Annotated in this window: 17 protein-coding genes and 3 pseudogenes; 9 read left to right on the top strand and 11 right to left on the bottom strand. The window is 71.2% G+C overall.

Annotated features, from left to right (window positions below):
- Window positions 1-142 precede the first annotated feature (142 nt).
- On the bottom strand, window positions 143-1,066 hold the full coding sequence (locus AC0ZLC_RS16315) for an aminoglycoside phosphotransferase family protein (protein WP_476752676.1): 924 nt from the start codon (window positions 1,064-1,066) through the stop codon (window positions 143-145).
- Between the two features lie 340 nt (window positions 1,067-1,406).
- Window positions 1,407-4,010, bottom strand: a complete 2,604-nt coding sequence (locus tag AC0ZLC_RS16310; protein WP_476752675.1) for a PA14 domain-containing protein — start codon at window positions 4,008-4,010, stop codon at window positions 1,407-1,409.
- Between the two features lie 158 nt (window positions 4,011-4,168).
- Here AC0ZLC_RS16310 and AC0ZLC_RS16305 point away from each other — a divergent pair, with 158 nt between their 5' ends.
- The 5 genes and pseudogenes from AC0ZLC_RS16305 to AC0ZLC_RS16285 all read left to right on the top strand — a co-directional run bounded on the left by AC0ZLC_RS16305 (window position 4,169) and on the right by AC0ZLC_RS16285 (window position 10,037).
- Window positions 4,169-5,182, top strand: a complete 1,014-nt coding sequence (locus AC0ZLC_RS16305; RefSeq protein ID WP_476752674.1) for a LacI family DNA-binding transcriptional regulator — start codon at window positions 4,169-4,171, stop codon at window positions 5,180-5,182.
- A gap of 143 nt (window positions 5,183-5,325) precedes the next feature.
- Window positions 5,326-6,423, top strand: coding sequence for an ABC transporter substrate-binding protein (locus AC0ZLC_RS16300; RefSeq protein WP_476752673.1), 1,098 nt, complete (start codon window positions 5,326-5,328; stop codon window positions 6,421-6,423).
- Between the two features lies 1 nt (window position 6,424).
- A pseudogene (locus tag AC0ZLC_RS16295) lies at window positions 6,425-8,063 on the top strand (sugar ABC transporter ATP-binding protein).
- Entirely contained in the window at window positions 8,056-9,018 is a 963-nt protein-coding gene (locus AC0ZLC_RS16290; protein WP_476752672.1) for an ABC transporter permease, read from the top strand. Before AC0ZLC_RS16295 ends, AC0ZLC_RS16290 begins: the two are co-directional and overlap by 8 nt.
- Complete coding sequence (locus AC0ZLC_RS16285; RefSeq protein WP_476752671.1) at window positions 9,015-10,037, top strand: ABC transporter permease; 1,023 nt, start codon at window positions 9,015-9,017, stop codon at window positions 10,035-10,037. Before AC0ZLC_RS16290 ends, AC0ZLC_RS16285 begins: the two co-directional genes overlap by 4 nt.
- Before the next feature lie 43 nt (window positions 10,038-10,080).
- Here AC0ZLC_RS16285 and glgC read toward each other — a convergent pair whose 3' ends face one another.
- The 3 genes from glgC to AC0ZLC_RS16270 all read right to left on the bottom strand — a co-directional run bounded on the left by glgC (window position 10,081) and on the right by AC0ZLC_RS16270 (window position 13,350).
- On the bottom strand, window positions 10,081-11,301 hold the full coding sequence (gene glgC, locus AC0ZLC_RS16280; protein WP_476752670.1) for a glucose-1-phosphate adenylyltransferase: 1,221 nt from the start codon (window positions 11,299-11,301) through the stop codon (window positions 10,081-10,083).
- A gap of 79 nt (window positions 11,302-11,380) precedes the next feature.
- Window positions 11,381-12,532 carry a glycogen synthase gene (glgA, locus tag AC0ZLC_RS16275; protein WP_476752887.1) on the bottom strand — a complete coding sequence of 384 codons (1,152 nt, stop codon included), beginning with the start codon at window positions 12,530-12,532 and terminating at the stop codon, window positions 11,381-11,383.
- Window positions 12,533-12,567: 35 nt separating this feature from the next.
- Window positions 12,568-13,350, bottom strand: a complete 783-nt coding sequence (locus AC0ZLC_RS16270) for a (2Fe-2S)-binding protein (RefSeq protein ID WP_476752669.1) — start codon at window positions 13,348-13,350, stop codon at window positions 12,568-12,570.
- A gap of 210 nt (window positions 13,351-13,560) precedes the next feature.
- Between AC0ZLC_RS16270 and AC0ZLC_RS16265 the strand changes: the two genes are divergently transcribed.
- Window positions 13,561-14,955: a DMT family transporter gene (locus AC0ZLC_RS16265; RefSeq protein WP_476752668.1), complete on the top strand. Its 1,395-nt coding sequence runs from the start codon at window positions 13,561-13,563 to the stop codon at window positions 14,953-14,955.
- On the opposite strand, the pseudogene AC0ZLC_RS16260 reads toward AC0ZLC_RS16265, so the two are convergent.
- Together AC0ZLC_RS16260 and AC0ZLC_RS16255 are read right to left on the bottom strand one after the other, a co-directional pair.
- A pseudogene (locus AC0ZLC_RS16260) lies at window positions 14,945-15,343 on the bottom strand (M23 family metallopeptidase); the annotation flags it as partial. The gene AC0ZLC_RS16265 and the pseudogene AC0ZLC_RS16260 sit on opposite strands and share 11 nt — an antisense overlap.
- A gap of 122 nt (window positions 15,344-15,465) precedes the next feature.
- Window positions 15,466-16,111: pseudogene (locus AC0ZLC_RS16255) on the bottom strand (transglycosylase family protein); the annotation flags it as partial.
- 277 nt (window positions 16,112-16,388) lie between these two features.
- Between AC0ZLC_RS16255 and gndA the strand changes: the two are divergent.
- The gene (gene gndA / locus AC0ZLC_RS16250) at window positions 16,389-17,828 is read left to right on the top strand and encodes an NADP-dependent phosphogluconate dehydrogenase (protein WP_476752667.1); all 1,440 of its coding nucleotides are present in this window, start codon (window positions 16,389-16,391) and stop codon (window positions 17,826-17,828) included.
- A gap of 806 nt (window positions 17,829-18,634) precedes the next feature.
- On the opposite strand, the gene AC0ZLC_RS16245 is transcribed toward gndA, so the two are convergent.
- From AC0ZLC_RS16245 to panD, 3 genes are read right to left on the bottom strand one after another with little or no spacing between them, the layout of a single operon-like run.
- Window positions 18,635-19,282 (bottom strand): arylsulfatase, encoded by a 648-nt coding sequence (locus AC0ZLC_RS16245; RefSeq protein ID WP_476752666.1) that lies wholly within the window; start codon window positions 19,280-19,282, stop codon window positions 18,635-18,637.
- Window positions 19,282-19,626: a GNAT family N-acetyltransferase gene (locus AC0ZLC_RS16240; RefSeq protein ID WP_476752665.1), complete on the bottom strand. Its 345-nt coding sequence runs from the start codon at window positions 19,624-19,626 to the stop codon at window positions 19,282-19,284. The genes AC0ZLC_RS16245 and AC0ZLC_RS16240 overlap by 1 nt, the downstream gene beginning before the upstream one ends.
- A 49-nt stretch (window positions 19,627-19,675) precedes the next feature.
- A complete protein-coding gene (gene panD / locus AC0ZLC_RS16235; RefSeq protein ID WP_476752664.1) occupies window positions 19,676-20,095 on the bottom strand; it encodes an aspartate 1-decarboxylase in 420 nt (139 codons plus the stop codon).
- A 458-nt stretch (window positions 20,096-20,553) separates the two neighbouring features.
- Between panD and AC0ZLC_RS16230 the strand changes: the two genes are divergently transcribed.
- Both AC0ZLC_RS16230 and AC0ZLC_RS16225 read left to right on the top strand, forming a co-directional pair.
- Window positions 20,554-21,537, top strand: coding sequence for a hypothetical protein (locus tag AC0ZLC_RS16230; RefSeq protein WP_476752663.1), 984 nt, complete (start codon window positions 20,554-20,556; stop codon window positions 21,535-21,537).
- Window positions 21,440-23,845 carry a type ISP restriction/modification enzyme gene (locus AC0ZLC_RS16225; RefSeq protein ID WP_476752662.1) on the top strand — a complete coding sequence of 802 codons (2,406 nt, stop codon included), beginning with the start codon at window positions 21,440-21,442 and terminating at the stop codon, window positions 23,843-23,845. The genes AC0ZLC_RS16230 and AC0ZLC_RS16225 overlap by 98 nt, the downstream gene beginning before the upstream one ends.
- Here the strand turns inward: AC0ZLC_RS16225 and AC0ZLC_RS16220 are convergent.
- Window positions 23,840-24,259 carry a hypothetical protein gene (locus tag AC0ZLC_RS16220; RefSeq protein ID WP_476752661.1) on the bottom strand — a complete coding sequence of 140 codons (420 nt, stop codon included), beginning with the start codon at window positions 24,257-24,259 and terminating at the stop codon, window positions 23,840-23,842. The genes AC0ZLC_RS16225 and AC0ZLC_RS16220 overlap by 6 nt on opposite strands.
- Between the last annotated feature and the right edge of the window lie 68 nt (window positions 24,260-24,327).

Here is a 24,327-nt window from a genome sequence, read left to right as displayed (position 1 = left end):
AACGTTGTCAAAGCACACAGCGCGCTCATTCTTCGTCGTGTACGTGTACTCGTCAAGAGTCACGGCCGGGACCCGGCGCGGCGCTGAGCCGATGCACGGCAGGTATCACACAGGCGGGCTTGTTGTCACGGTGAGCCGGGGGTTACCGGTTACGCAGCGATTCCGCGATCGTGACGGAGGACGGGGCGAGCCGGGTCTGGCCGTCGTCGATGTCCCAGAGCGAGTTCTGCAGCAGCCGTCCCAGGGTCCAGCAGGTCGCGCGTGCGCGGTCCAGGCCGAGGACATCGGTCAGCAGATCGAAGCGGCGCTGCACGATGCGCAGCGGGTCGCCCTTCGCGACGACGTCGTCCCACCTGCTGTCCAGGGCGGGCCACAGATCGAATCCTGGGTCGCCGGCGAGTGGCTCGGGATCGATGGCGATCCACGGCTCGCGTTGTGCGGCCAGAACGTTGTCGTAGTGCAGATCCCAGTGCAGCATCCGGTCCCCGGGCTCATCGACCAGTTCGGCCACCGCCGATGCCCAGCTCCGCAGGAGTTGACGCTCGGCCGGGTCGGCCAGCTTCGTGATCGCCCGTGGGACCCGCTCCAGCATCTCGGAGGCGATGTCGCCCAGACTGCGCAGTCCCTGCGGGGCGGGGACTGCGACCAGCCGCGAGTGAAGCTCGGCGAGGGTGCTCATCGCGTGGTCGTCGTCGTTGATCGAGGCCAGAGTGCGGGCTCCGTCCAGGCGCTCCAGGAGCATGCTGCTGCTCACAGGGTCGTGATCGAGCAGCCGTACCATCCCCTTGCCGTTCCAGGCACGGAGGCCGATCAGTGCAGCGGTGGTCTCCCGTCTGGGCATCTGAAGTCTGAGGACCGCGGGCGCGCCGTCGGGGCGCAGCACCGGCAGCACCAGCGAGGTTTCTCCGGCTCCTGCAGTGCCGTCCCGTTCCAGCTCCCAGCGTTCCAGCATTTCCGCCACGAGGGCCGGCAGTTCGGCGATCCAGGCTCTCCCTTCTTCACCGAAACCCCTGGCGTACGAAACCGCCAGGTGTTGCGGGACCTCGTCTGGTTCCGGCGTGCTCACATCGGACCTCCTGCCGAGGGAATCGAGTTCGCGCCGCAACCTACCGGAGGTCGACGGACAGCCTGCCGTCGCGGCGCACCAGCCATCTCGAACCCAGCGCGGCACCGGCCGTGACCTGCCTCCGGGTGTCCCGGGCGGAGTATTGGCCGGGGCGGAACGGGTCACCGACGACGGCCCGTTGGACCGTGGTCGGACGTCGAGCCGGCCGAGCGCGGGGATGTCCGGCCGGACCGGTCCGCCCGGGTGGGAGGGCGGACCGGGCCCGCGACCCGGCGCCGGGTCGGGGCGGGGCGCTCGCCGGGCGGCGGGGAGGTGCCGGCCGGCGGGCGCCCCGCCGTCATCAGGCGCAGCCCGCCGGTGTCGCCTGCGACGCGCCCCGGATCAGCGCCTGGTGGGCCGCCTTGAGCCGCCCCACATCGGGTTTGACCACCCTGCGGTCGTAGGTGACCAGGCCGTTCAGCTCACCCTCCACGTCCGAGATCTGGGTGTAGACGGCGCCGTTCCCGCCCTTGCAGGTCAGCTTCCGCACTTCGGCCAGCCGGGCGAGGTAGTCGTCCGTGTACGTCGACGGGTCCACGTCCACGTAGGACTGCTGCACCGACCAGGCGTGTCCCGGCACCGCGAGCCCGAGGCCCCCGTACTCGCCGCTGACCAGAGCCCGTTCACCGTCCGGGCGGGGTGGCAGCGCCGGGCTCGGGTAGCCGTGCTCGTCGATGATGTCGCCGGTGCCTCCGTCGCGTCCCAGGTTGATGCCCGACATGCTGTTGACCAGCCGGGTCGGGTCCCAGGCCTTGGCCTGGTCGGCGATGCGGGCCTCCTCGTACTGGCCCCAGCCCTCGTTGAAGGTCACCCACATGACGACCGACGGGCTGCTGATGTGCTCGTCGATCATCTGCTTCATCTCGCGCTCGTACTGGGCGCGGGACGCGGCGTCGGGGTCGACACCCGCGGTCATCGCGGGCATGTCCTGCCAGACCAGCAGGCCCAGCCTGTCGGTCCAGTAGAACCACCGGTCGGGTTCCACCTTGATGTGCTTGCGGACCGAGTTGAAGCCCAGCCTCTTGTGCAGCTTCAGGTCGTACGCGAGCGCCTCGTCGGTCGGGGCGGTGTGCAGTCCGTCCGGCCAGAAGCCCTGGTCGAGCGTGGCCATCAGGAAGACCGGCTTGCCGTTGAGGACGGTGCGCGGGGTGCCGTTCACCTTCTCGACGGCGATGGACCGCATCCCGAAGTAGCTGCCGACGCGGTCACCGCCGACCCTCACCGACAGGTCGTAGAGGAACGGATCGTCCGGCGACCACAGATGCGGGTCGTCGATCTTCAGGACGAGGGGTTGTCCCGTGCGGCCGCTGACCGTGGCGACCTTGTGCCGCCCGGCGTACGCGGTCGCCCTGACCGCGAGTCCGTCGCGCACACCCTTCGGCTCCACGGTCAGCTGCTTCCTGCCGACGTCGGGCGTGAGCTTCAGCGAGTCGACGTGGTCGGCGGCCACGGGCTCCATCCAGACGGTCTGCCAGATACCGGAGGACGGGGTGTACCAGATGCCGCTCGGGTCCAGGCGCTGCTTGCCCACCGGCGGGTTCTCGCCGCCCTGCGCGTCGGTCGGGTCGTAGACGCCGACGATCAGTTCCTGGGTACGGCCGGGCTTCAGTGCGTCGGTGACGTCGGCGCTGAACTTGTCGTAGCCGCCCTTGTGTTCGGCGACCCGGGTGCCGTTGACATACACCTCGGACTGCCAGTCCACGGCGCCGAAGTTGAGGCGCAGCCGTTTGCCGGAGCCGACCTTCCAGCCGACCGGGACGGTGAACGTGCGGCGGTACCACATCCGGTCCTCGTGCCGTTCGACGCCGGAGAGCTGGGACTCCACGGGGTACGGGACGAGGATCCTCCGGGCCAGCTTCCTGCCCACCGGCGGCTGCTCGCCGGCCTTGGCGGCGGCGAACTGCCACTGTCCGTTGAGGTTCCGCCAGGCGTCACGGGTCAGCTGGGGCCTCGGGTACTCGGGCAGGGCGTTGCGCGGTCCCACGTCGTCGGCCCACTTGGTGCGCAGTTCGTGGGTGGAGCGGTTGGGGCCGCTGCTCCAGAAGGCGCTGACAACGTTGCCGTCGGCCGCCAGCAGGCCGCCTCTGCCGTCGTAGCGCAGGTCGGCGGTCCCCCGGGCGGTGCCGGTCCTGTTGCCGACGACCGGCTCGTCCAGTCCGACGAGGAGCGCCTTGGCGTCGGCCGGGTCCAGCCTGACCTTCCCCAGCGGCCACTTGGCGCCGCCGACGACCGCCTCGACGTGGTCGGTGAGACCGGCCGGCGGCACCTTCAGCCGCTGCGCGAAGTCCAGCCGGAGCGTCCGGCCGTCCTTGAGCACCGTGGTCCTGATCGCGCCGTCGTAGGCGTAGCCCTCGGGCAGTCGCAGCGCCGACTGCGGCACGCCCTCCTTGCGGCCGCCGGGTTCGGTCCAGCGCAGGTGGAGGTTGGAGCCTCCGAAGTGCTCGAAGTACTCGACCTTGATGTCGTAGGCGCGGCCGGCGGTGAGTTCGACCGGCTCCGAGGTCTGCTCGCGGTCCCAGTCGTCGACCCAGTGGTCGATGGCCGGCTTCCCGTCGACCCACAGCCGGAAGCCGTTGTCGCCGGTGATCGAGAAGGTGTGGGCGCCGGTCTTCTCCGGCACGATCCTGCCGGTCCAGCGGACGTTGACGTCGTCCGACCGGCCGGTGGCGAAGTTCAGGCGCGGCTCCAGGTTGTCGAAGTCGAGGTGGGTGTCGAAACCGGTGGCCTTGAGCTCGTGGAAGTCGAAGGCGCCGGGGGCGGACTGGGTGTAGTACTCGCCCTTGAGGCCGTGGACCTCGACGGGGTCCCCGGCCGCGGTCGCGGCGGGCGTGGCGGTGAGTCCCGCCGTCCCGAGGGCGGCTGCGAGCAGGAACGCCATTCGGATTCTGAGTCGGCTGATGCGCACGGATCCTCCTTGGCTCAGGAAGGGTGGCGGCTCGGTGCTTCAGTCTGTACAACGTTGGAAGCAACGGCAGTTGGCATGAGAGCACGGCTCCCGGCCTCTGTCCAGGGCCATGACGAATGCCCCGGTGAGAGAGCCCCCATCGATGCGGAGGAGATCCCTTGCGGGTCAGCCTGAAGGACGTCGCGGAACGCGCCGGCGTCTCGATCAAGACGGTCTCGAACGTCGTGAACAACTATCCGCACGTCACACCCGCCATGCGCGCGAAGGTCCAGGAGGCCATCGACGAGCTGGGCTACCGCCCGAATCTGACGGCACGCCACCTGCGCAAGGGCCGTACGGGCATCATCGCGCTCGCCGTGCCCGAACTCGGCAACCCCTACTTCGCGGAGCTCGCCGGAGCCGTGATCGACGCGGCCGCCGAGCACGAGTTCACGGTGCTTCTCGACCACACCCGCGGCGACCGTCAGCAGGAGATGCTGGTCAGCCAGGGGTTCCGGGCCAATGTGATCGACGGCCTGATCCTCAGTCCGCTGGAGCTCGAGGCCGAGGACCTGCGCGCCCGGACGGACGACGTGCCCCTGGTCCTGCTCGGCGAGCGGGAGTACGACCTGCCCCACGACCACATCGCGATCGACAACGTGGCGGCGGCACGCGCGGCCGTACGTCACCTGCTGAGCCGTGGCCGGACGAGGATCGCCTACCTGGGCGCGCGCACCGACTCGGCCAACCGGCCCGCCCATCTGCGCCTCGCGGGCTGGCGCGAGGAGCTGGCGGCGGCCGGGGTGCCCGCGCCCGAGGAGCTGGTGGTACCCGTCGGCGGCTGGGACCGCGACGAGGGTGCGCGGGCGATGGCGCGGGTGCTGGATTCGGGGGTGCGCCCGGACGCCGTCTTCGCGTACAACGACCTGGTCGCGATCGGTGCGATGCGGGTGCTGCACGAGCGCGGGCTGCGGGTGCCGTGGGACGTGGCGGTGGTCGGGTTCGACGACATCGCGGAGGGCCGGTTCGGCGCGGTCACGCTGACCACGGTCTCGCCGGACAAGCAGGCGATCGCCCGCATGGCGGTGGCCTCGCTGCTGCGCAGCCTGTCGGGCCGTACGGACCCCGGCGGGCGTGAACTCACCGCGGAATTCCGGCTCGTGGAGCGGGAGAGCACACTGGGCCGACGCTGACGGGATTTCGGACAGAAGGCTTTACAGCCCTCTTCCAACGATGTAAAAACCTCCCCTGAACAACGTGCACATCGAGTTGACCGCAAGAGCCGAACTTCCCCGGGAGCGCTCTCAGCGCCGGGGCCGTGCCGTTTGGGGACTCCATGAAGCCGACCGCATTCCTTCGCCGCACCCCTGTCCAAACCCTCCTCGCCACCGGCCTCGTCACGAGCCTCGCGCTCGTCTCCGGATGCGCCAAGTCCGAGGACGACGACGGGAAGGACAAGAACCCCGCGAGCCAGGGCGACTCCGGCCAGGTCGTCGCGACGCCGGACGCCGGATCAGGACCGACCTGCGCCATCGACGCCTACGGCGGCAGGAAGATCGACCTCGACACCGCCACCGTCGGCTTCTCCCAGTCCGAGAAGGAGGCCAACCCCTTCCGGATCGCGGAGACGGCCTCCATCAAGGCCGAAGCGAAGAAGCGCGGCGTGAAGCTGCTGACGGCCAACGCGCAGTCGCAGTTCTCCAAGCAGATCAGCGACGTCCAGGATCTCATCGCCAAGGGCGCCGACCTGCTGGTGATCGCGCCACTGAACTCCGACGGCTGGGAGCCGGTGCTGCGCGCCGCGTCCGCCAAGCACATCCCGATCGTCACGATCGACCGCAAGATCAACGCCACCGCGTGCAAGGACTATGTGAGCTTCATCGGCTCGGACTTCGTCGAGCAGGGCAGGCGGGCCGCGGACCGGATGATCGAGGCGACCGGCGGCAAGGGCGAGATCGCCGTTCTGCTCGGCGCCGCGGGCAACAACGTGACCACCGAGCGCACGGAGGGCTTCGAGGACCGCATCAAGGAGAAGGCACCCGGCCTCAAGGTCGTGTTCAGGCAGACCGGGGAATTCGCCCGCGAGAAGGGCCAGTCGGTCACCGAGAACCTCATCCAGTCCAAGCCGGGCATCACCGGGATCTACGCCGAGAACGACGAGATGGGACTCGGCGCCGTCAACGCCCTCAAGGGGGCCGGCAAGAAGCCCGGCGCCGTCAAGATCGTGACGATCGACGGCACCCGCAACGCCGTACGGGGCATCGTCGACGGCTGGATCGACGGCGTCATCGAGTCCAACCCGCGCTTCGGTCCGCTCGCCTTCCAGACCCTCGACACCTTCACCAAGGGCGAGAAGGTCGCACAGGACGTCGTCATCGAGGACAGCGCCTACACGACCGACAACGCCGAGGCGGACCTGGGCAAGGCCTACTGACATGCTGGCGGTGACCGGTCTGTCCAAGAACTTCCCCGGCGTGAAGGCCCTGTCCGGGGTGGACTTCACGGCCCGCGCCGGGGAGGTGCACGCGCTCATCGGCGAGAACGGCGCGGGCAAGTCGACCCTCATCAAAGTCCTCACCGGCGTCCACCGGCCCGACGAGGGCGAGATGACCTACGACGGTGCCCCGGTCCGCTTCGCCACTCCGCTCCAGGCGCAGCTCGCGGGCGTCTCCACCATCTACCAGGAGGTCAACCTCGTCCCGCTGATGAGTGTGGCCCGCAATCTCTTCCTCGGCCGCGAACCCCGCGGCCGGCTGGGCCTGATCGACTTCCGGCGCATGCACCGCGAGGCCGACGAGGCGCTGCGCGGGCTCGGCCTCCGGATCGACGTCCGCAGACCGCTGCGTGAACTCGGCGTCGGGGCACAGCAGATGGTGGCCCTGGCGCGGGCGGTCTCGGTCGACGCCCGGGTCGTCGTCATGGACGAGCCGACCTCCTCGCTCGAACCCCGCGAGGTGCGCACCCTCTTCGAAGTGATCCGGATGCTGCGCGAACGCGGGATCGCGGTGGTCTACGTCAGCCATCGCCTCGACGAGCTGTACGAGATCTGCGACGCCGTCACCGTGCTGCGTGACGGCAAGGTCGTGCACACGGGCCGGATCGCCGGCCTCGACCGGCTCAGGCTCGTGTCCCTGATGCTGGGCCGCGATGTCGGCGCCGTACGGGACAAGGGCCTGACGGAGTTCACCGGGAGTCATGACACACAGGCCGAACCGGTGCTGCGGGCGCACGCCTTGACGATCCGTCACCGGCTGCGTGCGGTGTCCGTGAGCGTGCGGCCCGGTGAGGTCGTCGGCCTCGGCGGGCTGCTCGGCTCGGGGCGCAGCGAGACCGCGAAGGCGATCGCGGGCGCGCTGCCCGTCGACTCCGGCCGGGTCGTCGTGGCGGGGGCGGCGGTGCGCACCGGCTCCACGCCCGCCGCGATCCGGGCCGGCATCAGCCTGCTGCCCGAGGACCGGAAGGCGGAAGGCGGAAGGCATCGTGCCGGGGCTCTCGGTCCGCGAGAACATCGCCCTCGCCGCGCTGCCGGGACTGTCCCGGTTCGGTCTGGTCGACGAGGCGCGCGTCGACCGGATCGTCGACACCTTCATGAAGCGGCTGCGCATCAAGGCCGCGGGACCGCACCAGAAGGTCGGCGAACTCTCCGGCGGCAACCAGCAGAAGGTGCTGCTGGCCCGTTGGCTCGCCATGCACCCCAAGGTCCTGCTGCTGGACGAGCCGACCCGGGGCATCGACGTCGGTGCCAAGGCGGAGGTGCAACGGCTCATCGACGAACTGGCCGACGACGGCCTCGGGGTGGTGCTGATCTCCTCGGACACGGAGGAGCTGATCGAGGGCAGCGACCGGGTGATCGTCCTCAAGGACGGCGCGGTGGTCGAGGAGCTCACCGGCGACGCCGTCACCGAGGACCGGCTGATGCGGGCCATCGCGACCGCACCCACCGGCACCGAAGCCACGACGCCGGCCCCGGCCGCCACCGTCGTGGTGTCCGGCGGCCCCCCGCAGCCCGGCGCCGGCGTCGGCGCCGGGAAGACCCCGCCGAAGTCCCACGGCACCGGAGAGACCAATGACTGACCTGTCCCTGGGCCGGGTGACCGCGGACCGCGACCGGCTGCTGCGTCTGCTCAAGGACTACGGCGTCCATCTCGGCGTCGCGGTCCTGCTCCTGGCGAACACCGTTCTCACCCCGCACTTCCTGTCCGGCGAGAACTTCCGCACCCAGGCCGTCCAGGTGGCGCCGGTGCTGATCGTGGCACTGGGCATGGCCCTGGCGATCGGCAGCGAGGGCGTGGATCTGTCGGTGGGCTCGGTGATGGCCCTGTCGACCTCCCTGCTGTCCCTCTATCTCGGGTACGGGCCGTGGACCGCCGCCCTGACGGCGTTGCTCGGCGGGGCGGTGAGCGGCCTCGCGAGCGGGTCACTGATCGCGTACGTGGGCGTCCAGCCGATCGTCGCGACGCTCGCCCTGATGGTCGCCGGACGGGGACTCGCCCTGGTCCTCCTCCCCCAGCTCAAGGACGTCCGCGACCCCGGCATGGCCGAACTCGGCTCCGGGGCCGTGCTGGGAGTGCCGTACCTGGTGCTGATCGCCGCCGCGCTCGCCCTGCTCGTCGCCTTCGTGGTGCGCCGCACGACGTTCGGCCGGCAGCTCCTGGCGGTCGGCGACAGCCGTCCGGCGGCCCGGCTCGCCGGTCTGCCGGTGCGCCGGGTGCTGATCCTGGTGTACGTCGCCTCCGGCGTCCTCGCCGCGGTCGCCGGGGTGCTGGCCACCGCGCGCCTGACCGCAAGCGACCCCACCTCACTCGGCACCCTGATGGAACTGTCCGCGATCACCGCCGTGGTGGTCGGCGGCACCCCCCTGAGCGGTGGGCGGGTCCGCGTCGGCGGCACCGTCGCCGGCGCCGTCCTGATCCAGCTGCTCACCACCACGCTCATCAAGCACGATCTGCCGCCGTCGTGGACCCAGATCGCCCAGGCCGTGGTGATCGTCCTCGCCGTCTACGCGGCCAGGGAACGGGGAAAGCGATGACGACCGACGTGGACACTCCCCCGCGCACGACCCCGGCGCCCGGGGAGGAGCCGCTCGGTGCCGGGCGCTCCGAGCGGATCAGCGCCCTCGCCCAGCAGCACGGCGCGCTGGTCACGCTCGTCGTCGCCATGATCGTGGCGTCACTGAGCTTCGACACGTTCCCCACCGGCGACAACCTGGAGAACATGGCGCTGTCCTCGGCGTTCCTCGCCGTGGTCGCCCTCGGCATGACCTTCGTGATCGTCACCGGCGGCATCGACCTGTCCGTGGGGTCGCTGTTCGCCCTGGGCGGCGTGCTCGCGGCCTGGGGCTCGCAGTACGGGACCGCTCTCGCGCTGCTGCTCCCGCTGGCGGTGTGCGGGCTCATCGGGCTGGTCAACGGGCTGCTGATCGCCCGCTCCCGGCTGGCCCCCTTCATCGTCACGCTCGCCGCGATGCTGGGCGCCCGCGGCATCCTGCCCTCGGTCACCGACGAGGGGTCCCGGACCTACCTGGTGGACAAGGAGTCGTTCTTCGCCACCCTCGGCCAGGGCACGCTCCTCGGCATCGGCGTGCCGGTGTGGATCACCGTCGCGCTGTTCGTCCTCGGCGCCGTCGTCCTGCGGCGCACCCGGTTCGGGCAGTACGTGTACGCGGTCGGCGGCAACGAGGACGCGGCGGCGCTGATGGGCGCCCCCGTGGCCCGTACGAAGATCGTCGTCTACACGCTGTCCGGACTGTGCGCGGGGCTCGCGGGAGCCCTCAACGCGGCCTGGCTCGTGTCGGGGGTGACGATCCTCGGGTCCGGCATGGAGCTGGAGGCGATCTCCGCCGTGGTGATCGGCGGCACGCTGCTCACCGGCGGGTTCGGCTTCATCAGCGGCTCGCTGGTGGGAGTGCTGCTGCTGAAGGTCATCCAGAACGTCATCAACCAGATCGGTTCACTGGACTCGGCGTACCAGCAGGTCGTCAGCGGGGCGTTCCTCGCGGTCGTCGTCATCGCCCAGACCTGGCTGGGCCGGCGACGGCGGGTGCTGTGACGCCCGCGCCGGCCGTCCCGGCCCCGCCCCGTCCACCGCCGCGCTACGGGACCCGCTGCCCCTTGCCGAGGCCGATCACTCCGGCCTTCGAGACGGTGTAGAGCTCCGCGTCCCGCTCCGGATTGACCCCTATCGTCGCGCCGGGGGGCACCTCGACGTTCTTGTCGAGGATCGCGCCGCGCACCACCGCTCCCCGCCCTATGTGGACGTTGTCGTGCAGGACCGAGTTCTGCACGACGGCTCCCGGGTCGACGACGACGCCGGGCGAGAGCACGGAACGGGTGACCTGGCCGCGGATGAGGCATCCCGCGCTGATGATCGACTCGCTGGCGATGCCGCCGGCGTTGAACCGCGCCGGGGAGAGCTGCCCGGAGTGGGTGTAGATGGGCCAGCTGCGGTTGTAGAGGTTGAAGGTGGGGCGTTCCGCGATCAGGTCCATGTGGGCGTCGTAGTAGGCGTCGAGGGTTCCGACGTCACGCCAGTAGCCCTGGTCCCGGGTGGTCTCGCCGGGGACGTGGTTCTCGCTGAAGTCGTACAGCCGCGCCTCGCCGCGCTCGGTGAGCATGGGGAGGATCGAACCGCCCATGTCGTGCACGGAGTTCTCGTCCTCGGCGTCCCGGTGCAGCGCCTCGATCAGGGCCTTGGTGGAGAAGATGTAGTTGCCCATGGACGCGAAGACGCACTCGGGGTCGTCCGCGAGGCCCGGCGGGTCGGCGGGCTTCTCCAGGAAGCCCTGCACGGTCTGCCCGTCGGAGCCGGGCGTGATGATCCCGAACGCCGACGAGTCGGCGCGCGGGATCCGGATGCCTGCGACGGTCACCCCGGCGCCGCCCTCGATGTGCTGCTCCAGCATCTGCCGCGGATCCATGCGGTACACGTGGTCGGCGCCGAACACCGCTATGTAGTCCGGCTGTTCGTCGTGGACCAGGTTGAGCGACTGCAGGATCGCGTCCGCGCTGCCGAGATACCAGCGCGGGCCGAGGCGCTGCTGGGCGGGGACGGGAGTGACGTAGTTGCCGAGGAGGCTCGACATCCGCCACGTCGTCGTCACGTGCCGGTCCAGCGAGTGCGACTTGTACTGCGTCAGGACGCAGATGCGCAGGATGTCCGCGTTGACGAGATTGGAGAGCACGAAGTCGACGAGGCGGTACGTCCCGCCGAAGGTCACCGCGGGTTTCGCACGGTCCGCGGTGAGGGGCATGAGTCTCTTGCCCTCTCCGCCCGCCAGTACGATTCCCAGCACCGAAGGTCCACCGCGCCGCATTCCGCCGCCCCTCTACGCCCGGTCGGGCCGCCCCTGTCGCAGAGCCGGCTCCGGTTTCTCGACTACGCCTGCCCCACGGCTACCCCGGTTTGCGGACTTCCTCGTACAACTGGACGGTTCTGCGGGCGACCGCGTCCCAGCCGAACTCCCGCACGGCGCGCTCCCGTCCGGCCTCCCCCATCCGCCGCGCCGTCTGCGGATCGGCGAGCACCGAGTCCAGGGCACGCGCGAGCTGTGCCTCGAAGTCGCCCTCGACCGGGACGAGTACGCCGGTGCGGCCGTCGTCGACGACCTCCGGGATGCCGCCGACCCGGGAGGCCACCACGGCCGTGCCGCAGGCCATCGCCTCCAGATTGACGATGCCGAGCGGCTCGTACACCGAAGGGCACACGAACACGGCGGCGTGCGTGAGGAGTTGGATCACGTCCGGGCGCGGCAGCATCTGCGGGATCCAGTGCACTCCCTCGCGTACGCCGCTCAGTTCCCGGAAGAGGTCGCGGAACTCCCGGTCGATCTCCGGGGTGTCGGGGGCGCCCGCGCACAGCACCACCTGGACGGCCGGGTCGATGTCCCGTACCGCGCGCAGCAGATGGGGCACGCCCTTCTGGCGCGTGATGCGGCCGACGAACAGGACGTACGGGCGGTCCGGGTCGAGGCCGACGCGGGACAGGACGTCCGTGCCGTGGTCCGGCCGGTAGAGGGACGTGTCGATGCCGTTGTGGACGACGCGCACCTTGGCCGGGTCCAGGGCGGGGTAGCAGGTGAGGATGTCCTCGCGCATCGCTGCGGACACGGCGATCACGGCGTCCGCGGACTCCACGGCGGTGCGCTCCGCCCAGCTCGACAGGGCGTAACCCCCGCCGAGCTGCTCGGCCTTCCAGGGGCGCAGCGGTTCCAGGGAGTGGGCGGTCATCACGTGGGGGATGCCGTACAGCAGCTTGCCGAAGTGGCCGGCGAGGTTGGCGTACCAGGTGTGCGAGTGGACGAGGTCGCGGCCTTCGAGGGCGGCGGCGATGGCCAGGTCCACGGAGAAGGTGCGCAGCGCGTCGTTGGCGCCGTCCAGCGCGGGCCAGGGCCGGTGCCGTACGACTCCGCCGGCGGCGCCCTCGCCCCAGCAGTGCACGTCCAGGTCGACGAGGGACCTCAACTCGCGGGCGAGGAACTCGACATGCACCCCCGCACCGCCGTACACGTCGGGTGGATACTCCCGCGTCAGCAGCCCCACACGCACCCAGAACCCCTTGTCGTCGCAGTCGGATTCCATGGTCACCCAGAAGTGGCCCCCGGGGAAGAGCGCGGTGGCCGGGAACCGCTCCCCGCCGGCCGGGGCGGGCGGTCGAAACAGCAGTCGCCGCACAGGCCCCCGCCGGGCAGCCGGTAGTAGAGACAGCAGCTGCGGCGGCGGAGCGTGCTCCTGTCCAGCGTGCCGGACAGACCGGGGTGCGCGAGGAGCGGACCCGCGAGCGCGCGGGCCCGTGCCGCGACCTCCGGACGGCCGTTCGCCCGCGCCCAGCGGTCGAGCTGCCGCACCGCGCCGGCGAGTGCGGAAGCCGCGTTGCCCCACAGCAGACGGGCGGAGATCGTGTACCTGGCGTGCAGGGCGGCCGCCAGCGGCACCAGGTGTCCTTCCGTCACGACCTCGCCGAGCGCCTCCGCGGGCAGCGCCCGCACCTCGGACAGCCAGAGATCCCGCGGAGCGCCGCCGTCCGGATCCCACCGCAGCCGACGCGCGTCAAGGTCGGGCACCCGCCCGTACAGCGCGGCGGCGCCGAGGGAGACGGACCACAGCCGGGCCACGAGTCCCTGGTGCGCCACCGACACCGCGATCCGCGTCTCCGTCGCCCCGAGACTCCGCGCCACTTTCCGGACACGGAAAATTACCGGATCCCCGTAGACCTCCTGGCCGACGGCCGTCGGGTCCGCGTACGCCCGCGCGAGCGTCGGCAGCGCGCGGCCCGGCGCTACGCCGGTGCGTAGTACGAAGAAGCCGCCGAGGGCGTCGAGGTCTGCGAGGTCGGGGTCGAGGTCCACGAAGAGCAGTAGTACCAAGGCCCCTAGGGGGTGACACCCCCGGGGAGGCGTCCGGTGTCACCCACCCTGGGGAGGACGGCGGCCCCGCTCTACTCCATCGGCAGTAGGACTCAATGACTGCTCAAGGACGACGACATGGACTGATTCGCGAGGCATCGTTGTAACCATGGAAGCCGACCGTACGTCGCGCCGGGCACCGCGCCCCCGCAGCACGCAGAGGAGGGACTCGTGAACGCCCTCTCGCTGTCCGTGCTGCTCTCGCTCGTCTCCGCCGTCGCCTACGCGGGCGGGGCGATCGTCCAGGAGCAGGTCGCGGTGACGTCCCCGGACGAGACGTACGCGCCGCTGCGCAGGCCGGGCTGGTGGGCCGCCGTCGCACTGAACGGCCTCGGCGGGCTGCTGCACGTGGTGGCACTCGCCTACGGTCCGCTGAGCCTCGTGCAGCCGCTCGGCGCGCTGACGATCGTGTTCGCGCTGCCGATGGCGGCCCTCTTCGTCGGCCGCCGGGCCGGGTCGACCGCCTGGCGCGGCGCGATCATGGCGACGGTCGGCCTCGCGGGTCTCCTGTCCCTGGTCGGCACGGCCGACTCGCAGTCCCTGGGCGGCGCCCAGCGGGTGGTCCTGGCGCTGGTGACGGGCGGCGCGGTGGTGGCGCTCATGGTGGCGGCCCGCGCGGCACACCGTCACCCGGCGGTGCGCTCCGTGCTCCTCGCGGTCGCGGCCGGTCTCGCCTTCGGCATCTCGTCGGTGTTCACGAAGACCGTCGCGGTGGACTGGACCGGCGGTGTCTCCCTCGCGGACCTGCCGTCCCTGGCCGTCATCGCGGTCCTGGCCACGGCCGGCATGCTGCTGTCGCAGGCCTCCTACCGGGGCGGTGGCCTCGCGGCCCCGCTCGCCACGCTGACGGTGGTGAACCCGGTCGTGGCGGCGGCCGTGGGCATCACGATGTTCGGCGAGACCTTCCGCTACGGGACGACGGGGACGGTGCTGGCGCTGGGCTGCGGGGTCGTCGCCGCGGGTGGTCTGATCCTGCTCACCACGGAGCGGCTCGGCGGCGGCCGGGGCACGGACGCGCAGCCCGTCCCGTCGGGCACGCCCGTCACGGCCGGGGTCCCCGCGGCCCGGGGTGCCGGGGCGGAGGCGGCCGGGGCGCCGGAGGCGCCGGGGGTGGAGAGCACGGACGTGAGCGTCCCGGACACGTTCGCCGGACCGAAGGCGGTCGTCGGCACGCACGCGTCACGCGCCTCGGCCGCGCTGGCCGGACCGGACGTGCTGAGCGGACCGGACGTGCTCCTGGGGCCGGACGCCCTGGTCGACCGGGAGGCGCAGGCCGGGCCGGGAGCGCTGCCCGGGCCGGAGGCACTGGCCGCGTCGGACCTGGTCGAGGAACTGCTGGCGCGGCTTCCCGACCAGCCCGTCGCCGCGGCTCCCGCGGACGTCTTCCCCTGCGTGACGCTCCCGGAGGACGTCCTCGTCCCGGTCGCGGTGTCCGCCCCGGGGAGCGCGCACGACGACCGGGATGCGTCCGACGACGAGGTGCCGGGCTACTGGAGCCCCTTCTACGGCGCTCCGTACGTACCGCTGCCCCACCGCAACCACCGGCGGACCCGCGTCAGATCCTGACGCCGCCCGCTCGCAGATAGGCGACCGGGTCGACGTCGCTGCCGAAGCCGGGCCCCGTGCGCACCTCGAAGTGCAGATGGGGTCCCGTGCTGTTGCCCGTCGATCCGGAGCGTCCTATGCGCTGCCCGCCCGTCACGCTCTGCCCGCCGCGCACGGAGATCGCCGACAGGTGGGCGTACTGGCTGTAGCGCCCGTCGGCGTGCCGGATCACCACCTGGTAGCCGTACGAACCGCCCCAGCCGGCGCTGACGACCTGGCCGGCCCCGACCGCCCTGACCGAGGTCCCGGTGGCGACGGGGAAGTCGACGCCGGTGTGGTAGCCCTTCGACCAGGACGACCCGGCGGCGCGGTACGGCGTGCCGGTCGCCGCGCTCACGGGCGCGACGAGGGTGTGGGTCTTCGTCGCCGTGTCCGAGGACGTCTTTTGCGGATCGGCCTTGCGGGGCGCCGGCTTCCTCGGGGCGGGCTTCGCCGCGGGCCTGCGGGCGGGCGCGGTCGTACCGGCGGTGTGCGTCGGGGACTTGGCGCGCAGGTCCAGCCGCTGGCCGGGGACGATCAGGTCGGGATCGGCGCCCACGGTCGCGCGGTTGGCCTCGTACAGCCGCTGCCAGCCGCCCTGGACCCGCCGCGAGTCGGCGATCCCGGAGAGGGTGTCGCCCTGGACGACGGTGTACATCCGCGCGGTGCCCGCCTGCGACTGGGGCGTGGTCTGCGGCTGCACGTCCCGGACGGTGCGCGGGGGCGTGCGCGGTGAGGTGTCGACGGCGGGTGTGCCGCCGCCGCGGGTGAGACCCGCGCGAACGGAGCACACCGGCCAGGCCCGCGGCCCCTGGCTTTTGAGCACCTTCTCGGCGACGGCGATCTGCTGGCCCTTGGTGGCCAGGTCCGCCCGCCCGGCGAAGACCTTGCCGCCGTACGCCTCCCACGTGGACTGGCTGAACTGCAGTCCCCCGTAATAGCCGTTGCCGGTGTTGATGCTCCAGTTGCTGGTGGACTCGCAGGCCGCGACCTTGTTCCAGGTCCCCACGTCGGCCGCGTCCGCGACGCCGGCGCCGATGAGCGGGATCGCCATCCCGGCACCGCCCGCCGTGACGGTGAGCGAGGCCCGGTTGATCCTGTTCGGCTGGTACCGGCGATGCCGCCCGCGCACGGCCATGATGAAGCCCCCCTCGACACCTGTCAGGAGCGGCAAAAGTAAGTGCCGCGAACAGACCGTGACAAGGCGGCAATCGGCCGTGCTGTTGCCGTTTCAAGAGGTGCTGAGGTCAGCGGTGGGCCACCTGGCCGAAATCCGATGGTGCCGGACGGTGCCGCCCGATGAGGCCCGACGCATTCTCCTGCGTACACACCCTTGGCGAGTCAGGATGGCCGGAGCGCAATACTGACGAGCACGACCGGCATCAGCGACAACAGAATTCTCAGGAGTCACACCTATGAGCACTTCAGCGCAGATCGGCGTCACGGGTCTCGCGGTCATGGGCCGCAACCTCGCCCGCAACTTCGCGCGCAACGGCTACGCGGTCGCCGTGCACAACCGGACCGCCGCGAAGACGCATGCCCTGGTGGCGGAGTTCGGGCACGAGGGGGACTTCGTGGCGGCCGAGACCGCGAAGGACTTCGTGGCGGCCCTGGAACGTCCGCGGCGTCTGGTGATCATGGTCAAGGCCGGCGAACCCACGGACGCGGTGATCCAGGAGTTCGCCCCGCTCCTGGAGCCCGGGGACATGATCATCGACGGTGGCAACGCCCACTTCGCGGACACCCGCCGCCGGGAGCGCGAGCTGCGCGAGCAGGGCATCCACTTCGTCGGTACGGGCATCTCCGGCGGCGAGGAGGGGGCGCTGCACGGGCCGAGCATCATGCCCGGCGGCTCCCCGGAGTCGTACGAGTCGCTGGGCCCGATGCTGGAGAAGATCTCCGCGAAGGCCACCGACGGCTCGCCGTGCGTGACGCACGTCGGTCCCGACGGCGCCGGGCACTTCGTCAAGATGGTGCACAACGGCATCGAGTACGCCGACATGCAGCTCATCGGCGAGGCCTACCAGCTGCTGCGCGACGTGGCCGGGTACTCCCCCGCGCAGATCGCCGACATCTTCCGCACCTGGAACACCGGACGCCTCGACTCGTACCTGATCGAGATCACCGCCGAGGTCCTCTCCCACGTGGACGAGGCGACGGGCGAGCCGTTCGTGGACATCGTCCAGGACCGGGCGGAGCAGAAGGGCACGGGCCGCTGGACCGTCCAGATCGCCCTGGACCTCGGGGTCCCGGTGTCCGGCATCGCGGAGGCGGTCTTCGCCCGCTCGCTGTCCGGACACGCCGACCTTCGGGCCGCCTCCCGCGGTCTCGCCGGCCCGAAGGCCACCCGGCTCGGGGACGCCGAGGCGGCGGCCTTCGCGGACCGCGTGGAGCAGGCGCTGTACGCCTCGAAGATCGTGTCGTACACCCAGGGCTTCCACGAGATCAGCGCGGGCAGCGAGGAGTACGGCTGGGACATCGACCTCGGCGCGGTCGCCTCCATCTGGCGTGGCGGCTGCATCATCCGCGCCGCCTTCCTGGACCGCATCCGCGCGGCCTACGACGCCCGGGCGGACCTGCCGAGCCTGCTGTCCGACGAGACGTTCGCGCAGGAGATCGCAGCGGCGCAGGACAACTGGCGCGAGGTCCTCGTCGCGGCGACCCTCCAGGGTGTGCCGACGCCAGGTTTCGCGGCGGCCCTCGCCTACTACGACGCGCTGCGCGCCGAGCGGCTCCCCGCCGCCCTCACGCAGGGCCAGCGGGACTTCTTCGGTGCGCACACCTACCGGCGCACGGACCGGGAGGGCTCGTTCCACACGCTGTGGGGCGGGGACCGGTCGGAGGTCGAGGCGTAGGGGGTCGCGCGGGTACGGGGTTGCCGTACGCGCGGGTACGGGGTGCCGTACGCGCGGGTACGGGGTGCCGTACGCGCGGGTACGGGGTGCCGTACGCGCGGGTACGGCAGCGCCGTCGTCCGGTCGCGCCGGCGAGCGGTCGCCCGGGTCGCACCGGTCGACCGCGCGTCGTGCGGGTCGAGCGCGCGTCGTGCGGGTCGAGCGGGTCGAGCGGTCGCCCACGGCGTGCGGGGTGAGCGGACGCCAGCGTCGCGCCGGTCGAGGGGCCGCGCGGGTTCCTCGCCCGGGGTCGCCCGGGGCATCCGGAGTCGTCCGGGTCACCCGGGGGCGCCCGGCCGTCCCGGTCGTCCGTCAGGAGAGCGGTCCCGGCTGCGGCTCCGGCTCGGGGACCGGGTCGGGCCCCGGCGGCTTCGGAACGGGCGACGGCGACGGCTCCGGAGAGGGCTGCGGACCGGGGCCCGGACCCGGTGGCGGGGTCGGGTTCGGCGGAGCCGGGTCGGGGAACGGCTGCGGGTCGGGGACCGGCCCCGGCGTGGGGCTCGGCGGCACGGGTGTGGGGAACGGCTCGGTCATGTGTCCTCCAGCCAGTCGGTTCATCGGCCCTGGACTTTTCCCCCGCGTACCCGGCCCCGGCGCCCGCAGTCACCCCGTCGCCGCACGGAAGACGACCAGGTGGGGCCAACCGGGGCAACCGGGCCGACCGGGTGAGCCGGGCCGACCGGGTGAGCCGGGCCGACCGGGTGAGGCGGGCCGACCGGGTGAGGCGGGCCGACCGGGGAGCGTTCGCTTCGGGAGCGGAGGCCCCGTCACCCCCGGCGCACCGCGGCCGCTCCCGCGGCCAGTCCCGGACGAGGGCTCGACAGCACCGGCACGGCGGTCGTCGTCAGGTGCTGCGCGGGCGCCATGGACGCCTGGGCGAGGACGATCGAGTCGGCGTCGGTGACCGAGTCGGCGGCCTGGGCGACGGCGCGGGCGTACCCGTCCGTGTCGCCCGCCTCGAAACGGGCGAAGGCGCCGTCGACGAGGAGGGTGCGGACGTCGGCCGGGCGTCCGGCGCGCCGGGCCTCCTGCTCGACGAGGGCGACCGTCGGCGCCAAGGTGCTCTCCACCGTGGCGAGGACGACGACGCGGGGGCCCGCCGCCACCGCGGCGGCGGCCATCGGCCGGTCCACACGCAGGACGGGCACCGCGGCGCCCGAGGCCTCGGCGACCTCGCCGATGGTCGAGCACGTGCAGAGCACGGCTCCCGCCCCCTCGGCGACCGCCCGCCCGACTGCTGCCCGTACGTCGTCGGCGACCGCGTCCGGGCCCTGGGCGCGGGCCCGGGCGAGCAGGTCCTCGGCCACGAGATGCCGCAACTCCAGACCCGGGTGGGACTCGTCGCGCAGCGCGTCGAAGACAGGGATGTGCGCGGGCGAGGTGTGCAGCAGGGCGAGCGGGCGGGGCTGCGTCATCAGAACCGCTCCGGGTGCGCCGTCAACCAGTCCTTCGCGGCCTGTACCAGCTCCGGCGAGGCGGCCGGGGCCTCCTCGGGATGGCGGGCGGCCCACTTGACGACGTACGGGCACAGCGGCGCGACCGGGACGCCCTCGCGTCCCGAGAGGGCGTACAGCTCGCGCGCGAGGGAGCCGGCGATACCCCGGCCCTCGTGCTCGGGTTCCACAATCGTGTGCACGGGGACGAGGGCGCGCTCGGGGGCGTCGAGGACGAAGTACTCGATGCGGCCGACCACTTCGTCCCCGGCGAAGGCCGCCAGGCGGCCGGCGTCCCGGTCGTCGCGGATCTCGATGTCGCTCATGGAGCACACCTCTCGGGATGGGGTGCGGACCCGGACGACGGAGTGCGGCTCAGGCCGGGACGGCCTGCGGACTGCGCTCCTGGTCCGAGCCCGGCACCGGCTCGGACGGATCGGCACCCAGGGCGACGATGCGGTTGTCGCGGTCCACGTGCACGACCCGGGGCTGGAGTGTCCGCGCCTCGGCGTCGGTCACCTGAGCGTAGCTGATGATGATCACCAGATCGCCGGGGTGCACGAGGTGGGCGGCGGCCCCGTTGATCCCGACGACACCCGAGCCGCGCTCCCCCTCGATGACGTACGTCTCGAGGCGGGCACCGTTCGTGATGTCGACGATGTGCACGAGCTCGCCGGGCAGCAGATCGGCGGCGTCGAGCAGATCGGCGTCGATGGTCACCGATCCCACGTAGTGCAGGTCGGCCTGGGTGACGGTGGCGCGGTGGATCTTGGACTTGAACATGGTGCGGAACATGGAGAGCTCCCATTTTGTCAGCTCCCTGCCCGCTTCTGCGGGTCAAGGGCGATCTCCGGAGACTACAACGGTTCGCTTGTCCGGTCAGCTGTCGGCGGGTGTTCGAGCCCTCACACCGACTCGTTGCTGACTGTTCCGGCGAACCATCAGGGTGTTGCGGACCCTGCTCTGCAACCCGAGAGCATGGCTAGCCGGGCGAAAGACAGGCAGAGGTCAGACATCGGCTCACGCCTTCCCCGCCACCTCCGTCAGAGCCCACGTCGACACGGCGGCCTTCCGTCACGCCCTGGAGACCGGCCCGGTCCGCGCGGGCGTCCGGCGGACAACTGCTGTGGGGCGCACCGTCGCCTCGGCCGAACTCCTGCACGCCCCTGCCCATTTGGGATGTGCTGTCCCATACTCACCGGGAGGGGCTGGTCCAGTATCTCGTCCGGGGCCGGGGGGATGGGGGACGATCCATGGCTGACGCACGTCTTCAGTGGCTCCAAGAAGCAGTTTCCGAATTCGGCGCCGAATGCAAGCGGAACCTGATGGGCCCCGGTGACCGCGAAGCAGCCATCCGCAGCCCTCTGGAACAGCTGTTCCGGACCATCGCTGTGCACCGAGCCCGGCCCGAGGTCAGCTGGTATCCGGAGACCCGCATACCGCACCTGGGAGTACGACCCGACTACGCGGTGCGCGTCAACACGGACGTGACGGGTTATATCGAGGTGAAGCGACCCGCGAAGAGCATCGACCCCGACTCCTTCACCGGTCACGACAAGAGGCAGTGGGAACGCCTGCGCGACCTCCCCAACCTGCTCTACACCAACGGCACCCACTGGCGGGTGTTCCAGTACGGCGTGCAGATCGGTGAGGAGGTCGTGCTGTCGGGGGTTTTGAGGAGCGCCGGGGAGAGACTGACTGCCGTCGACCTCGCCGCCTTCGACGCGCTGGCACAGACGGTGCTCTGCTGGGAGCCGCCGCAGATCCGCCGTGTTTCGGTACTCGTCCAGCACCTCGCTCCACTGTGCCGCCTGCTGCGCGAGGCCGTACGGGAGCAACTACGGGCCGAAGAGGGGCTGAACGCGGACGGCTCCGCCGCCGACCGCCCTTTCACCGGTCTCCGAAGCGACTGGCGAAAATACCTCTTCCCCACCGCCGACGATGCGACCTTTGCCGACGGCTACGCCCAGACGGTCACCTTCGCGCTGCTCCTCGCCCGCACCGAGGACATCCCGGTCACCGGCACGAGCTTCCACGAGATCGGCCGCCGCCTCCACGCGGGCCACGCTCTGATGGGCAAAGCCCTTCAGCTGCTCACTGACAACGTCAACGAGCGGTTCGAAGTGACCTTGAACCTCCTTGCCCGCACCGTCGCGGGGCGTCGACTGGGAGACCATCCGACACGGCAACCGGGATGCCTACCTCCACCTCTACGAATCGTTCCTCTCCGTCTATGACGACAGCCTCCGCCAGCGCAGCGGCTCGTACTACACCCCGCACCAAGTCGTCGAGGAGATGGTCCGGCTCGCCGAAGAGGTACTGCGCACCCGCCTGGGCAAGGCACGCGGCTACGGCGACGAGAGCGTGCACATCGTCGACCCCGCGATGGGCACCGGAACATACCTGCACACCGTCATCGAGCGGGTGGCGCGGCAGGCGGCCGAGCGGCACGGCGAGGCCATGGCACCCGACGCGATCGGCCGGCTCGCCGAGCGGCTGTACGGGTTCGAGCTCCAGATGGGCCCGTTCGCTGTCGCCGAACTTCGGGCGGCCGACCTGTTGAAGAAGCACGGCGCCCCACTCCCACCGGGCGGGCTCAACCTCCATGTCACGGACACGCTCGACGACCCCTATGTCCAGGAGGAGCAACTCGCCTCGACGTACGCGGCCCTCTCCGTGTCACGCGCCCGCGCCAACCACGTCAAGGCCAACGTCCCGGTCACCGTGGTCATCTCCAATCCGCCGTACGACGACAAGGCGGAGAACCGCGGCGGTTGGATCGAGAAACGGGTGAAGGGCCAGGGCCGTCCTCCCCTGGACGACTTCCGGTATCCGGGCAACGGCCGTTACGAGCACGCGCTGAAGAACCTGTACGTCTACTTCTGGCGCTGGGCCACCTGGAAGGTCTTCGACGCCCATGCGGACGACCGGCACGGCGTCGTCTGCTTCATCACCCCGTCGGCGTTCGCCACCGGTCCCGCCGGGCGGGGCATGCGCGACTATCTGCGAAGGACGTGCGACGAGGGGTGGATCATCAACCTGTCGCCGGAGGGGCAGCGGTCCGACGTGGCCACCCGCGTGTTCCCCCGTGTCGCCCAGCCGTTGTCGATCTGCGTGTTCGTACGGCGGGCGGATCACGACCCCGGCCGCCCGGCGCGCGTCCACTACCGGGCTCTGCAGGGCAGGCGGGCGGACAAATTCGCTCAGCTCCGGGGGGTGACTCTGGATGACGGGGGCTGGCGGGACGCACATGCGCGGGAGGTGCGGCCGTTCACTCCGGTTTCCTCGTCGGGCTGGGACGAGTACCCGGCGCTGGAGGCGCTCTTCCCATGGGGCAGTCCGGGCAGCAAGGCAAACCGGTCATGGGTCACTTCGCCCTCGGCATCAGTCCTCGTTCGTCGCTGGGCGCGTGTCAGCGCAGAGGCGGACCCCGAGGCCAAAGCCGTCCTGTTCAAAGAGACACGAGACCGTCGGCTCAGCACACGGCCAGCGGCCCTGCCAGGTTTCCCCCACCGCGACCGAAGCATGGAGCAAGAGACGGACACACGACCGCAGTTGGCGCGGATAGCCATGCGCAGTTTCGACCGTCAGTGGCTCATCGCCGACAACCGGGCACTCGACTTCCCACGGCCCGACCTATGGGAGTCCTTACAGCCGGGGCAGGTGTTCCTCAATCAGCAGAGCAGCCATGAGATAGGCAGCGGCCCCGCACTGGTGGCGACCGCGCTGCTTCCGGACACCCATCACTTCAACGGCCGAGGTGGCAGGGTGCACCCCGTGCTTCATCCCGACGGCGGCGCCAACGTGCCCACCGGACTGCTCCGGTATTTGGCGGGTGCCCTGGGCTCGGACGACGTGACCGTGCACGACCTCGCCGCCTACGCCGTGGCCGTCGCCGGACACAGTGCCTTCACGGAGCACTTCGCCGAGGAACTGCTCACCCCTGGTCTCCGCTTGCCTCTCACGCGCGACTCGGTGCTGTGGAGTGAAGCGGTCCGGGTCGGCCGCGAATTCCTGTGGGCGGCGACCTACGGCGATGTCGGCAGCCCTCCAGCCGGCCAGGAGAACGTCGCCTTTCCGTCGGGAGACCCGCGGCAAGTGCGGTACGAGACGGGGATTGGCTCCGCCGTGCCGGACACGCTCGACTACGACACGGAGACCGGCACCCTGCGCGTGGGACCGGGTGCCTTCACCGGTGTCCCGCCCGAGGTCTGGAACTACGAAGTCGGCGGGATGAACGTCGTCAAGAAGTGGTTCGGTTACCGGAAGGCCTCCCCCACCAGCCGGAAGACCAGCCCGCTCGACGACCTCCACGTCACGTCCTGGCCGAGCAAGTGGACCGAGGAACTGATCGACCTGTTGTCCGTCCTGCGGCGGTTGGTCGACCTCGCACCCGCCCAGCAGTCGCTCACCATGAAGATCGTGGGGTCGCCGGTCATCAGCGTCACCGACCTCACTTCGGCGGGCGTGCTCCCGCCGCAGCCCGGGGCGACTCGCGCCCGTCGCCGTGTGGTCCTGGACTTCGGCCAGGCGGACAGGTCATGAGCCGTCGGCGCCTGTCTCACCCGTGCGGACGTAGGATCTCGCCTGCTCCAGGGTCCATGTCCCCTCCGCGAGTCGTCTCAGGGCGAGCCCGGCGGGGCGGGGCGCCGCGCCCATGGACACGGTGTCGGCGAAGGACGCCACGGCGCTCAGGCGAGCCGCCAGTGCGTCGCACTCCGCCGCGCGCAGAGCCGCCGCTCCGAGCGGGGTGAGCGCGAGGCCGCCCGTGTCACCACCTCGCTGCTCCACCAGTCCGGCCCACAACAGGGTGGGCAGGGCGTCCCGGATCTCGTCCGTGTCGAGATTACGAGCCAGGTAGGACTCCGGTTCGCTTTCGGGAGCCGGGAGGTCGCACAGATCCAGTTCCTGCAACAGGTGTTGTTGGAGCGGCGAGAGCTGACCGCTGGGAACGAGCATGCCCCCAGTATGGCCCGCGCCGTTGGTTCCACCGTCCCGATGATGAGGTGTTGATGATGCGATGCGCG

This window comes from Streptomyces sp. GLSS-08 (assembly GCF_056387915.1).
The sequence above is the reverse complement of the archived record's forward strand: the minus strand, read 5'-3'. Positions and strand labels throughout refer to the sequence as shown.

Excerpts from the sequence above, each read along its gene's own strand:
- AC0ZLC_RS16300 (WP_476752673.1), top strand. The coding sequence starts at position 5,326 with ATGAAGCCGACCGCATTCCTTCGCCGCACCCCTGTCCAAACCCTCCTC.
- AC0ZLC_RS16290 (WP_476752672.1), top strand. The coding sequence starts at position 8,056 with ATGACTGACCTGTCCCTGGGCCGGGTGACCGCGGACCGCGACCGGCTG.
- AC0ZLC_RS16285 (WP_476752671.1), top strand. The coding sequence starts at position 9,015 with ATGACGACCGACGTGGACACTCCCCCGCGCACGACCCCGGCGCCCGGG.
- glgC (WP_476752670.1), bottom strand. The coding sequence starts at position 11,301 with ATGCGGCGCGGTGGACCTTCGGTGCTGGGAATCGTACTGGCGGGCGGA.
- gndA (WP_476752667.1), top strand. The coding sequence starts at position 16,389 with ATGAGCACTTCAGCGCAGATCGGCGTCACGGGTCTCGCGGTCATGGGC.
- AC0ZLC_RS16245 (WP_476752666.1), bottom strand. The coding sequence starts at position 19,282 with ATGACGCAGCCCCGCCCGCTCGCCCTGCTGCACACCTCGCCCGCGCAC.
- AC0ZLC_RS16240 (WP_476752665.1), bottom strand. The coding sequence starts at position 19,626 with ATGAGCGACATCGAGATCCGCGACGACCGGGACGCCGGCCGCCTGGCG.
- panD (WP_476752664.1), bottom strand. The coding sequence starts at position 20,095 with ATGTTCCGCACCATGTTCAAGTCCAAGATCCACCGCGCCACCGTCACC.
- AC0ZLC_RS16230 (WP_476752663.1), top strand. The coding sequence starts at position 20,554 with ATGGCTGACGCACGTCTTCAGTGGCTCCAAGAAGCAGTTTCCGAATTC.
- AC0ZLC_RS16220 (WP_476752661.1), bottom strand. The coding sequence starts at position 24,259 with ATGCTCGTTCCCAGCGGTCAGCTCTCGCCGCTCCAACAACACCTGTTG.